This is a genomic window from uncultured Gimesia sp. (assembly GCF_937919775.1).
In the GTDB taxonomy this organism is placed as follows: domain Bacteria; phylum Planctomycetota; class Planctomycetia; order Planctomycetales; family Planctomycetaceae; genus Gimesia.
Map to the genome: position 1 here is coordinate 1 of NZ_CALFPF010000255.1, position 13056 is coordinate 13056.

At 52.2% G+C, this 13056-nt stretch carries 10 protein-coding genes and 1 tRNA gene; 6 read left to right on the top strand and 5 right to left on the bottom strand.

Annotated elements, in window-relative coordinates:
- Window positions 1-340 precede the first annotated feature (340 nt).
- On the bottom strand, window positions 341-1240 hold the full coding sequence (locus Q0294_RS06755; protein WP_299462303.1) for a mechanosensitive ion channel domain-containing protein: 900 nt from the start codon (window positions 1238-1240) through the stop codon (window positions 341-343).
- A gap of 304 nt (window positions 1241-1544) precedes the next feature.
- On the opposite strand from Q0294_RS06755, the gene Q0294_RS06760 reads away from it, so the two are divergent.
- The 3 genes from Q0294_RS06760 to Q0294_RS06770 are packed head-to-tail and all read left to right on the top strand — an operon-like array spanning window position 1545 to window position 4292.
- On the top strand, window positions 1545-2489 hold the full coding sequence (locus tag Q0294_RS06760) for a peptidylprolyl isomerase (RefSeq protein WP_299462306.1): 945 nt from the start codon (window positions 1545-1547) through the stop codon (window positions 2487-2489).
- Between the two features lie 50 nt (window positions 2490-2539).
- The gene (locus Q0294_RS06765) at window positions 2540-3445 is read left to right on the top strand and encodes a succinylglutamate desuccinylase/aspartoacylase family protein (protein ID WP_299462309.1); all 906 of its coding nucleotides are present in this window, start codon (window positions 2540-2542) and stop codon (window positions 3443-3445) included.
- Between the two features lie 28 nt (window positions 3446-3473).
- Window positions 3474-4292, top strand: coding sequence for an SDR family oxidoreductase (locus tag Q0294_RS06770; RefSeq protein WP_299462312.1), 819 nt, complete (start codon window positions 3474-3476; stop codon window positions 4290-4292).
- A 15-nt stretch (window positions 4293-4307) separates the two neighbouring features.
- Here Q0294_RS06770 and Q0294_RS06775 read toward each other — a convergent pair whose 3' ends face one another.
- Both Q0294_RS06775 and murQ read right to left on the bottom strand, forming a co-directional pair.
- Window positions 4308-5264, bottom strand: a complete 957-nt coding sequence (locus Q0294_RS06775; RefSeq protein ID WP_299462315.1) for a BadF/BadG/BcrA/BcrD ATPase family protein — start codon at window positions 5262-5264, stop codon at window positions 4308-4310.
- 51 nt (window positions 5265-5315) lie between these two features.
- A complete protein-coding gene (murQ, locus tag Q0294_RS06780; protein ID WP_299462330.1) occupies window positions 5316-6224 on the bottom strand; it encodes an N-acetylmuramic acid 6-phosphate etherase in 909 nt (302 codons plus the stop codon).
- A gap of 180 nt (window positions 6225-6404) precedes the next feature.
- On the opposite strand from murQ, the gene Q0294_RS06785 reads away from it, so the two are divergent.
- Window positions 6405-7877, top strand: coding sequence for a sodium:solute symporter (locus Q0294_RS06785; protein WP_299462318.1), 1473 nt, complete (start codon window positions 6405-6407; stop codon window positions 7875-7877).
- A gap of 30 nt (window positions 7878-7907) precedes the next feature.
- Here the strand turns inward: Q0294_RS06785 and Q0294_RS06790 are convergent, their stop codons facing one another.
- Window positions 7908-8870: a hypothetical protein gene (locus tag Q0294_RS06790; protein WP_299462321.1), complete on the bottom strand. Its 963-nt coding sequence runs from the start codon at window positions 8868-8870 to the stop codon at window positions 7908-7910.
- Window positions 8871-9010: 140 nt separating this feature from the next.
- A complete protein-coding gene (locus tag Q0294_RS06795; RefSeq protein ID WP_299462324.1) occupies window positions 9011-12304 on the bottom strand; it encodes a YCF48-related protein in 3294 nt (1097 codons plus the stop codon).
- A gap of 201 nt (window positions 12305-12505) precedes the next feature.
- Between Q0294_RS06795 and Q0294_RS06800 the strand changes: the two genes are divergently transcribed.
- Window positions 12506-12589 (top strand) — tRNA-Leu (locus tag Q0294_RS06800).
- A gap of 211 nt (window positions 12590-12800) precedes the next feature.
- A partial coding sequence (locus tag Q0294_RS06805; protein ID WP_299462327.1) for a hypothetical protein occupies window positions 12801-13056 on the top strand: 256 nt, incomplete at its 3' end.

Sequence of the window (13056 nt, forward strand, 5' to 3'; positions counted from 1 at the left end):
TGCTTTAACACGTAAAATTCCGTACGAAGCCACTTTCGGGACACCCACTAGCTATGAAACGGAAATGCTGGCTCAGAACAACTGGATCTCAGAAAAAACACTCTCTTTATATACGAAATTCCTTTGATTTGAGTGGGACAGGATTGTGGATTCAGAGGCGCAAATCGAAAGAAGAAGTAGCAAAGGGGGGGAAGAGAACGTTTTCGAACGATTTTGAGGAGATTTCGAGATGACCTGTAACAGGGAGCAAAAGTAGAAATCAGATTCCTCACACAAAAAAACTCGAGACTTAAGTCTGTCCCGAGGCTGTGAATCCATTTCGAAGACCAAAGGTTCAGCACTATTCATTCCCGACTGCTGCTTCATGATAGACGTGTAAATCTCGCGTCGGATAAGGAATATTAAAACCGCGTTCGTCGAAACCCAGTTTGATCTTTTCCGTCAAATCCCAGCGAGTAGTCCAATAGTCCGCATTTTTGACCCAGGGCCGCACCACAAAATTCACACTGCTGTCTCCCAGTTCATTCACCGCGACCACGGGCTCCGGATCAGACAGAACCCGCGCATCCCCGTGCACGACTTCTTCCAGAAAAGCTTTGACCGCTTTCAGGTCATCGTCATATCCGCAGCCGAATACCAGGTCGATACGCCGCGTTTCCTTTTTGGAATAGTTCCGGATCGTTCCACCTGTGATCTTGGAGTTGGGGAGTATGATCGCGATATTATCCCCTGTTCGCAGATGCGTGGAAAAGATCTGGATTTCTTCCACGATCCCGGAAGTGTCCCCCGCGTCGACAAAATCGCCCACTTTGAACGGTTTAAACAGAATTAACATTACACCCGAGGCAAAATTCCCCAACGTTCCCTGTAACGCCATCCCGACAGCAAAACCCGCCGCAGCCAGGACTGCGGCCAGAGACGTCGTATTGATCCCCAATTCAGACAACGCCGCCAGGATCACCATTACCATCAGAACGGCATAAATAATATTCGACAGAAACCGTGACAGGGTTTCATCAACTTTGGCCTGCTTCATTAACCTGTTGCAAAAACGCCCCAAGAGATTGGCGATCCATTTCCCCACAAAAAAGATCACCAACGCCAGAACCACATTGATCGCCAGTTGAGTTCCCTGTGTTGCCAGAAACTCATTTACAGTTGCCCAAAGATGATCCGCCTTCGATATCGGCTCTTTCGCGGCTGCAGCACCATTCTGTGCGAGTAATATTGACCACATCATCTGGTCCCTTCCTGGAATTGAAAAAATGATAAAACGGAAATGCTAAAACGATCAGCGTTAAACAGGAAATCTGGATCACCTTTCCCGTGTGAAGGATCTGATTGGTACGATTCTAAGTGGTTTACCACTCAAGGCCAACTTTGGAATTCATTATTTTCCAAAGCTGATTCAGACTGACAACCCGTGAGGGAATTGCCATAATGGCTCTACAAAGCAGTCTCTAAGAATTACAATCGCAGCGGTACAGACCTTAACTGGTTCGCTTTGATTTCTTTTGAATTCCCGTTTGCAGGAAGCAATCACCATGTTTATTCTTCTCCGTATCATTCTGATTGCCAGCACTTTTACTGCCTGGACCATCCTCGCCACCACCGCGATGTTGTCTGCCGCCGATCAGGAAAACGGCGTCCCGAAAGTGCTCGTCACCGTAAACGGCCACACAATTACGCAAGCCGACCTGGATTTCGCATACCTTTCCCGCGGAATTGCCAATGACCATCGACCTGCTCCACAGCAGGTTCTGGAAAGTCTCGTAAACGAACAGTTGATTCAGGACTTTCTCACTCAACAAAAAATCACCGTCCCGCCGCAACAACTTGACGAGAGTGTCTCAAAGATTCAAAAACTGATTCAAAAAAAAGGGGACAAGCCCGAACAGGTGCTTACCAAAATGGGATTCACACCGGAGAAACTGCGGGCGGCGATCGCGCTCCCGCTATCGTGGAACATTTATGCAAAACGCGAAATCACACCAGCCAAAATGCAAGAATATTTCGACGCACATCGCGAAGAACTCGATGGCACACGCGTGGAAGCCAGTCATATTCTGTTGAAGTTACCTGAAAATCCGGATCCGGAAACAGTGCAGCAAGCCAGACAAAAACTGGCATCTGTCCGCGAACAAATCCTCGCGGGAAAACTCTCTTTCACTGAAGCAGCTGCCCAACATTCGGATGCCCCCAGCAAAAATGAAGGCGGCAAACTGGTTACCTCTGCCTATCGCGGCAAAATGCCACTCGCTTTGACACAACAGATTTTCCCTTTGAAAGCGGGCGAGATCAGTGCCCCCTTTCAGACTTCGTTCGGCGTTCACATTGTGACCCTCAACAAGAAACACCCGGGCCAGTTCAGTCTGGAAGATGTGCGGGGCGAAATTTTTAACATCCTGTCCCGATCGCTCTGGGATACCACGATTCAGAACCTGCGCAGTAAAGCCAAAATCGAATGGAAAACTGAGAGTACAAAATAGCCCTCCTCAAAACATGATTTACCCCACCCTGACTGAGGAAACACAGCAGCATGTCCGACAAAAAACTGATTGAGGCACTTACAATTGAAGGCACCCAACCGGGAAAACATTTACTGATCCTGGGTGGCGTGCATGGCGACGAATATGAGCCGATGGCGGCGATTCGACAACTGAAATCGCGAATCGATCCGGAAAAACTCACCGGCAAGGTGACACTGGTTCCGGTCGTCAATCAACCCGCTTACGAGCGCATGAATCGGCGTGGTCCGGATGATCTTGATCTGGCAAGAACTTTTCCCGGTTCACCTGATGGTTCCATCAGTCAGCGGATTGCCAGCGAAGCGACACAACTCATTCGATCAGCAGACTACCTGATCGATCTGCACACGGGGGGCGTGATTTCAAAATTGGCCCCCTTCTCCGGCTACATGCTGCACTCTGATCCCACGATTCTGGATACGCAACGACGGATGGCCCGCGCCTTGAACCTGCCCGTCATCTGGGGGACCTCGGCCCATCTGGAAGGTCGCTCTCTGTCTGCCGCCCGAGATCATAAAGTTCCTGCGATTTACGCCGAATGGGGAGGTGGCAGTGGCTGTGACCGGGAAGCCGTCAAAGGTTATACTGAAGGATGCCTGTCGGTCCTGTCTGAACTGGGTATGCTCGATCTTTTCATTGAACTACGACCGATTCTGCATCATATTGAAGACGCCCGCGAAGAGAGTGGCCACCTGCAACTTCAGAATCACGCTCCGATAGCAGGTTTCTTTGAGCCAGCGGTGCAGTTGATGGATCAGGTACACGTCGGCGACATACTGGGCACTATCTGCTCTGCCACAGGCGACGCCGTCACTACCGTCTCCGCCAGCCAAACCGGGATTATTCTGGGACTGCGAACATTACCATATGTTGAAAAAAACGAATGGCTGGCTGTGATTCTGGAAACGGAATCGTAAACAAGATTGATACTCAAGGAACAAAACCATGAATGAGCGACCGGTTGCCATCATTACAGGCGCAGCAGGAGGCATCGGAGGCGAGACGGCAGTCTGCTTCGCCGAGCGAGGTTACGATTGTGTTCTGCTGGCACTCCCCACAGATGATCTACAACCTGTCATCAAACGAATTGAGCAGACAGGCAGTCAGTTCCTGTCCTGTCTCGGCGATCTCTCGGATCTCGATTATGCACAATCAGCCGTCGAGCAATGTATGTTAACCTGGGGTCGCATTGACGTGCTCGTGAATAATGCCGCCTGGCGCGAAATTACGACGATGCGGAAGATTGAACTCGCGAGTTGGGAAAAAACATTGCGAGTCTGCCTGACCGCGCCGGCTTTCTTATCTCGCTGGTGTGCAGAACACATGGAGCCCCGAGGACGAGGAGTTATCATCAACGTTTCGAGTATTCAATCACAGATGGCAGCCGGCATCAGCCCCGCTTATGTCGCCGCCAAAGGCGCCCTCGATTCACTGACGTATGAGCTGGCGACTCTTTATGGCCCTGCAGGCATTCGAGCGCTCAGCGTCAACCCCGGCGCCATCGATACCGCAATGGGTAAAGATACGGACCCTGCTCAACAACAGTCAACGGCTGCGAAAATTCGCCAGGTTTCAGAGGACATGATCCCGTTGAGACGCTGGGCACTACCGCAGGAAATCGCACGCACGATTGTGATGCTGGCCAGCGATGATGCCAGTTATCTCACGGGAACTTCCATCACCGTCGATGGCGGGTGGACGCAGCAATGCTCCCCCTACTCTGTCAAACACCTGCTGTTTCCCCATGAATTCCCCGCAGAATAATGCCTGCTTCGAAGCTCAGGCACCCTCATTCAACAGCCGGGCAGCAATCCGAATTGCCCCCAGGCTGGCATCGTCCACACATTCAATAGCAGACGGCGAGATTTCCAGTTGCAGCAAACGTTCTAATACAGAAACGCGATAATCCTGCTGAAACAGCAACATGCCCCCCGTCAAAGCCAGCGCGTACGTTTCATTTGAAAAATTCAGCCGGGTCACAACCGCTTTCACTAATCCCGCCAGTTCTTCTACAGCCTGCTGAAGAATCGTCAGCGCCACATAATCGCCCGTTTCTGCTGCTTCAAACACCAGTTTCGACAACGCGGCAATTTCGCTGCGATTACTCTCAGGCCGATAGATATAACCAATGAAAGCCTGCGGATCATCCAGTTCCAGCGTGCTTAGCAGCGCCGTCTGCAGACAGGTTTCCGGCCCCCGCCCGTCAACTGATTTCAATACCGCCTTGATCGCCGCCAACGCAATCTGATATCCGCTCCCTTCATCGCCCAGCAGATAACCCCAGCCTCCGGCGCGGGCCATTTCTCCCGCTGCATTTTTTCCGAAGGCCAGCGAACCCGTTCCCGCAATTACCGCCACACCGAATCCCTCTGGTGTCCCGGCTGCCAGGACTGTTTCTGCATCGGTCACAATACTGGTCCGCTCTGCGACTTTGTTAACCTGCGCCCATTTGGTCCAGGCTTCCTGCTCTGCGATTCGCCCGGCGCCCGACATGCCCATGCACAATGCGGCTACCGTTTTGGGCTGCGTCCCGGCCGACTCGAAAGCCCGCTGAATCGCCAGCTGCACCTGACCGGTCGCTGCTTTGAGACCACTCGAATTCAAATTTGAAGCACCGGCCGCTCCCCGTCCCACAATATGAAATTCGTCACCCGCCGAAACAACCGCCAGAGAAACCAGCGTGTTGGAGCCACCTCCGTCAACTCCCAGCACCAGTTGATTCGATTGTAGAGACATGCTTCTGTTTCTTTCTATTGAGAACACCGGCATTTCGAATGACCATAGAACTCAGACCGTATCCTCAGTGTGTTCCAACACCTGCCGCAAATGACCATTGGCCACTTTGAGCAACTCGCACGCGGTTTCAGTTGAGACCCCACGCTTCACATGCACGATCGCCGTTTTCAGTTCTCCTTTACAGGCTTCAAGAACAGACTCCGCTTCCTCTCTCGGCAGTTTTGTAAACGCCATCAGAATGCGAAGAGACCGCTCAACCAGTTTTTTATTTGTCGCACGCAAATCGACCATTAAATTACCATACGTTTTTCCGATGCGCACCATTGCCCCGGTCGTCAGCATGTTCAACACCATTTTCGTCGCGGTCCCGGCTTTTAAACGTGTCGAACCGGTAACCACTTCCGGCCCCACTACCGGACAGATCGTCAGATGCGCAACTGCTGCCAGCTGATTTTCCTGATTGCACGTGAGGGCAATTGTCTGAGCCCCCTTTTCTCGCGCATACTTTAAACCGGCGATCACATAAGGCGTCCGCCCGCTGGTCGCGATGCCCACCAGCACATCCTCTTTACGGAAGTCCAGCTCATCCAGATCTGCGACCGCAAATTCCGCGCGATCTTCAGCCCCTTCGATCGCATTCGTGAGCGCCTGTTTTCCGCCGGCAATCAAACCCACGACGAGTTCCGGGGGACTGTTAAACGTGGGCGGACACTCGCTGGCATCCAGCACACCGAGGCGCCCGGAAGTCCCCGCGCCCATGTAAACCAGACGGCCCCCCTGGAGAAACGCGGCGGCAATCAGATCAATGGCAGCAGCAATCGTGTGTGCCTCCTGCTCCACGGCGGCGGCAATTTTCGCATCTTCCGCGTTCATCAACTGTACGATTTCCAGACTGTTCATGGAATCAATCTGATCCGAAGCCGGGTTGCGCTGTTCTGTTGTCAAACGATCTAACATGATGATGAGCCTGTTAAAAACACGATCTGCCGGCTACTATGATAACCGGTATTTTGATTCCCGAAAGGGATGTAACCCGCCAATCAGATGGCGATTTTTTAAATACACCGTTGATCGGCCCTGTCTTGCGTTTCGTCTTTGTATCGAAGTCAACCCACAAAGAGTGTAACAGGTAACGCCACTGTGAATATTGCCATTGGAACCGTCGATCTGTTCATTCTCGGCCTGTATCTGATCGGCGTCGTCCTGTTTGGATCCTGGGTCGGCGGCAAGCAGAAAAACCTGTCCGACTATTTACTTGGCGGAAAAACGCTTCCCTGGTGGGCCATTCTGGGATCGATTGTCGCCACCGAAACCAGCACGGTCACGTTTCTCAGTGTACCGGGCATCGCTTATGAACCCGCAGGAAATCTTCAGTTTCTGCAACTTCCCCTCGGTTATATTGTGGGTCGATTTCTGGTGATCGTGTTTCTGCTTCCACTTTATTTTCGCGGCGAAATCTATTCGGCTTATGAAGTTTTCAAAAAGCGATTTGGCGGAACGACCGAACGAACGGCTTCGCTCACCTTTATTATCATGCGTACTCTGGCAGACGGCTTGCGGCTCTACCTGACTGCGCTCGTTCTGGAAAAAGTGGTGGGCATCCCGCTGTCTGCTTGTGTGGTGGTGATCGGTATCGGCACCATCATTTATACCTGTCTGGGTGGAATGAAATCGGTCGTCTGGAATGACTGCCTGCAATTCGTGATTTATATCGCCGGTGCGATTTTTGCCTTCGGAGTCATCATCAACGACCTGCCTCATGGCTGGAGCGATTATCAGCAATTCGCTGTCACACATCATAAATTGACCATGTTCGATTTTGAATGGAATCTGGCCAGCACGTATACATTCTGGGCCGGCCTCGTGGGAGGCATGTTTCTTTCGATGGCCACACATGGTGCCGACCAGTTGATGATTCAACGTTATCTGGGGGCACGTAATCAGAAGGATGCCGCCAAAGCCTTAGGAATCAGCGGTTTTGTCGTCTTCGCACAATTTGCACTGTTCCTCCTGCTGGGAATCGCACTCGCCGCCTTTTATACGACCTTCCCGCCCGCGACACCGTTTCAGAAACCGGACGAAGTCTTCGCGTCCTTTATCATCGATCATCTTCCGGTCGGCATTAAGGGGCTCACTTTAGCGGCCGTCTTCGCCGCCGCCATGTCAACCCTCTCCAGCTCACTCAGTTCCACCACCAGCGCACTTGTGAATGACTTTTATCTGCCGCTGACGTCGACCACCAAACAACAGACTGAGCTGGTCAAACTCAGCCGTCTCTTCACAGCCCTGTTTGGAATCGCACAAATTTCTGTCGGCATTGCCAGCCAGTCGATCTCGAACAGTGTCGTAGGCAGCGTGTTAGCGATTGCCGGAATTTCGACCGGACTCATCCTCGGCATTTTCTTTTTAGCGACTTTCAGCAAACGAACATCACAGGCCTCTGCATTACTCGGATTTGTCGTCGGTTTAGGCGTCGTTTTATATGTGGCATTCGAGATGAAAGATCAGGTTGCCTGGCCGTGGTACACCCTGATCGGCGCCACGACCGTTTTTCTCGTCGGGATCGCCGCCAGTCAATTCCTGCCTGCTGCACAGCCAGCCAGCGAAGAATAAACTGTCATCCCGGCTCCGGTGCAATATGTTTTACTGTCCGCGCCAGAGAACCTGATCAGTAATCTCTAAACGTTCCTGTGCGGTGGCAATCTCATTTTTAAATCGACGCGCGTCAACGGGATAGCCTTTCGTCGGCTTCAAATCAGGCACATGCTGCAACCAGTATTGATTGAACAGTTCCATCATCACTTCGCGGGTGTACTTACAAACCATTGAAGAGACGGCTACCGGAAAATGGTCTTCGGCTTTTGTCTGAAATCGAACTTCGGTATTTCCGATTCGATAGACACTCTTTGCCGTTGATTCCTCCACGCGAAAAATCATCTCGCCATCCAGAATCTCATCCAGATATTCATCGTAGCGATTACGACCGCCGTGCTTATCACCAATGATTAACGCAGGCTCCGTTGATTCTCTATCCCAGACGCGCGTCAGCAACTGCATGCACAAACGAGTCAGCAATACCCCTTTACTGCCGTATTCCCGACACAGATGATTAAAACGTTCGGGCAATACGATTTCAGAGCAAACCGCCTGTAACTCGATTCCCGCAGCAGCGAACGCCTGTTGCAAATTCAGTCGCGACTGCTGTACCACTTCGGGATCAACGACGGTCGGAATCGAAAAGCCGTCATTACCATTCCAAGGCTGTTTTTGAATTTCATCGAAATGAGCGGGAGACGCAATCAACAGTCGCCACAGTTCCCCCAGCGAAACCAGACTCGATTCTCCACTCAACAATTGCAGAAAAGGCATGATTGACCGTTCCAGCGGCGCCAGCCCGGCAGAAGAGGAATGCACCTGTTTGGAATCAGCAACGTGTAACTTACTGGAATTTCTGGACGGCTTTTTTTGAGAAACCACGGACTGCAAGGCTTCCCAGAAATCGAAGTCGCGTGGATCTCCCGGCACCTTCCATAAGCTGGCCGTGATCACAAGCGGCCCCAGATTGGGACCATAACCTGCTTCATCCATGCCGATTAACAAACCCATAATCTGTCCACATTATTTTCAAGAGATGTCGATAAGACATGATTGATGCAACGCGGCCATGATAAGAGAATCGATCATCCAGTGAAATGACCGCAGACTGCGAAAAGGGGAAAGCTGCTGAATTCCGAACGGACGGACGGTCATTCAAAACGCATCAGACCAAACGTATCGGGCCGTGGCTCTAAGGAAAGTGGATGACTCCACCCCTGCAAACCAATGGCCGGTATAATTCGCACCACGGAAAACCCCCAGGTCCTGCGTTTCAGTTGCGCAGAAGGAACCAGTTCTTCCAGAGGAATCGCAATTTCCGTTCGCCAGTACTGTTTGTCCTTTTCACGGGCAACATACCAGCGCGGATTCCAACTGCCATCGATCCAGCAACGATCACTGGTCCAGCCCCGATGATCCACTTCCATCTGATAAAAGGTCGTGTAATCACGGTCGATGTCAAATGCAAACGAAAGTCGATCGTGTAATTTCAGATCGGCATCATAAGTGCGACCCGCATCAACGGCCTCGGGATAATCCAACCCTTCTTTCACAGGAATACTGGCGGCGATATAAAGATTTTCTTTATCGTAGGACAACAGCACAAAAGGCCGGCTCAGGTTGTCGCGTCCGGAATCGTTCTGTTGCTCTTGATCCGTTAATGGTTTTTCCGAAAGCCTCAACTCATCCGCTTCCTGCCAGCATTCATCAGACAGCAGACCATCCAGCACCGGGCGAGTTTTAGTAAAGCGACAAAGATAAACTGGACGTGGTGGAGTGCTGGACGGATGCAGTAACCAGTTTTCCGCTTTCGCAATATTTTTCCACGATTCGTTGGCCGCCGGATTATGAAACGCACGAAAGATATCGTCGGCTTTGCCATGCGAGCCAATCATGCGATACAGGGACGCCAGAGGAATTTGAACTTCCGGCGATTCATAAAACTCGGGCGCCTGCTTCTGAAACCAGCGTTCCGCCGCGAGTGCCTGTTTCTTCCAGTTCTCGGCGGTTTGCGTTCGCCAGTTTTCACGGGCTCCCGTATTGATTTGTCCTACCTGCTTCACCGTCTCCAGCAATGGGGAGGGAAGCTGCTCGGTAAACCGAAACGCATTTTGCACCGGGCTCGCCACCTGTGAAGAAGAATTTGTGGATCGCGAGCGTTCCACTGGCGACTGACGACTTCTCTGCCAGGCCACTTCCTCACTCGACCAAAGCTGAAACAGCCACAGCATGGCCCGCACGGCCTCGGGTTCAGCCGGGAATTGTTCCACCAGTTCCTGATACGTGGCTTCCGCTTTCTCTAAATCCTGATGGGCGACGTACTGCAAAGCCAGCTGCTCCAACTGCAACGCCGCCTGCCGACGGGAAAGACCTTGTGTGATGTTCTTGAGATGCGACATGAGCTGTGCAGAAAACAGTGGATCGCTGAGCAGTTTGGCGGCCATCGCCTTGAGATTCCGTTGACGCTCGGCCAGTTTCCGGTTTCGTTCCTCGTCGGCCTCATTGATCGGCGACAACTCCCGGCGTGCGTCGGATCCGGGGGCGATGCCGATGCCTGCGAACAACGTCCCCCCAGTTAAAGCTGGCTGCTTGTCTTCGTCCTCTGTTTGATGGGCGTCAATCAAACGGTAGACGCTGCGCGGTTCATCAGAAGCCAGTGTTTTCCCGAGGATCTGTTTCCCTGTGGAAGCAACAGTTGCCGCCGTCAGACCAAGTCGCGCGAGATATTCATCGGACTCAACTGAAACCTGACCGGAGCTTCCCGGCGGTAATCGTAAATAGACTTTTTTGACCTTCCACGGTGCGAGCCCGGCCTGTTCGCGATGCTCAATATAACGGGTCGAATCAGCAGCATATCGCACGGCCTGCAGCATCGCATCTTTCACCAGTGTTGAAGCGGCGTCTTTACCCTGCGGCTGATCGATGATTAATACTTCGGGGCGCCAGGTGCGCAGTTGCGCGACGAAGCGGCTCAGCGTCACGGAAGCCAGCCGACCTTCCGTATGCCGATTCCATTCTTCAATCAAACGGTCTGCGTTCTGTTCGAGTTCGGGAATCTGCACAGGAAACCGCCAGTCCAGTGTTCCCGCCGAACCACCGACACTGGTCACCGATTCGTTCAATCGTAAATCCAAATCCTGCTGCGGCTGGCCGTCCGGACCGAGATCGCGGCGGATAGGCAATGCGACCAAGCTGCGATATCCCTGATCCCCCGCGTATTTGCTCAGCATGTCAAACGAGATTTGTGCAGGCTGGGCATGCACGCACATCAAAGCCACGCGACGGGGATCTGCATGATTCGCATGCCACGTGCGGCCGCCATCATTCGTTAACAAAATGGTCCCGAGTGCTCCGACAGCACAACCGATCTGATCATCGACAAAATGAATCGCCGCCAGAGGCGCGCTCTGATTGGTCCATTGCTGACGCCACGTTTTCCCCCGGTCTGCCGAATGCCAGATCACGGAACCCGGATCGCCGGCAATCCAGACCTGATCGCCGCGGACTTCAACGGCCTGAAAATCAAAAAAGTCTTTGAGCTGATCGGGCAGCGCGGTTTCCGGCATCTCCCAGACGATACCCTTGTTTTCCGTTTTTCGCAGCAAGGCTCCATCGCCGACCATCCAGCCGGTGGCCGTCATCGGTAGCTTGACGTCCTGAATGCCCCGCAATCCCTGAGGCGGAAAGCGGGGAGGCAAAACCGCGCCACCGCCCACCAGCGTCAGCCGTCCCTGAGTGCCCGCAACGATTCCCGTAGACACATCAAAAAACGCGGCACTGCGGTATCCCGCCGATTCGTAACCGATCACATCCTGCCAGGTCTTGCCACCATCGGTGGTTTTAAAAACTCCGGTCGCATGCTGAATCGACGACTCCCCGACAACGACCCCTTCATTCACGCCAAAAAATCGAACGTAATGCAATCGCGGCAGACGTTTCTGAACCAGCTCTTCCCAGGTTTTCCCACCATCCTTCGTGAACAGCAGCACGCCCTGATTCATATAGCCGTAAGCCGCCGTCCCGCCACCGGCGATCCAGCCAATCTGATTTGTGAGGAAGCAAATATGCCGCAAGGGACATTGCACCGGACTGGTCACGAACTGCCAGGTTCGTCCGCCATCTTCGGTTTTCCGAATCACTCCCCGATCACCGACCGCCCAGCCGGTTTTTGATCCCAGAAACTGCACGGCGTTCAAGTTCGCATCATCCAGCAGCGGCGAACCTGCAGACGGGGATACGGTGTCAGCAAACAGGTTCCGCGTAACAGCGAGAAAACCGAGGATCAAAACGAATCCGATGCGCGTAGTCTGAGTTCGGGTTTGAGTGTTCCAGCGGGTAAAAAATGGCATCGGACATCCTTGTTCGAACAGATTCAACGCGAAACAGGTGCTCAGCATCAGCGATTCACTGAAATTTGCCGGGATCAACTGTAATAAGCGGCTCATAGTTTACAAAAATGCTGATTTTACGGGAGGGGAAGTTTAAACTCATTGCAGGTGCATTTTCACAAAATCCCGGTATTTTCACCCATAGATTGCCATCCACGTCCCTTGATGGGCCTCCCCGGATTGTTATACTGGGAAATCCTCGACTTTGAGTCGGTTTCAGGCAATTCTAGTGACCGTCTGAATCTCACTCAAAAACAAGCCCAAGTGGCGGAATGGCAGACGCGCTAGCTTGAGGGGCTAGTGGGGAATATCCCCGTGGAGGTTCGAGTCCTCTCTTGGGCACTTTGAAACATAAGGACTTACGACTATTGGTCGTAAGTCCTTTTTTGTTTTCCCATTGACGATTCAAATAAATGGGACAGCGTTGGCAATGTATTGCCACCTCGCTTTGTTACAAATGCGGTAATTAAAGCTTTGTTTTAATTAACAATCTCTGTAAATTGACAATGCTTAACTCATTCGTTCCGTTTACTTTCGGGCTAATATACCACTCATGGCGATGACTCTGGAACACTTTGTAGCTCAGCTTGATGAAAGCGGTGTTATCTCCGCTGTGGATATCGCTGCCTTTCAAAAGTCGCAATCTCCTGCTGCGGAGTCTGCCGAAGATTTAGCCAAGCTACTTGTTAAACACAAAAAAGTCACCAAGCTTCAAGCCCAGTTGGTCTATCAGGGCAAAGGCAACCGGCTGCTGCTAGCAGGGTGTCCGGAAATGAAATCTAGCGGTATCGCCATTAAGCCCGGAAATT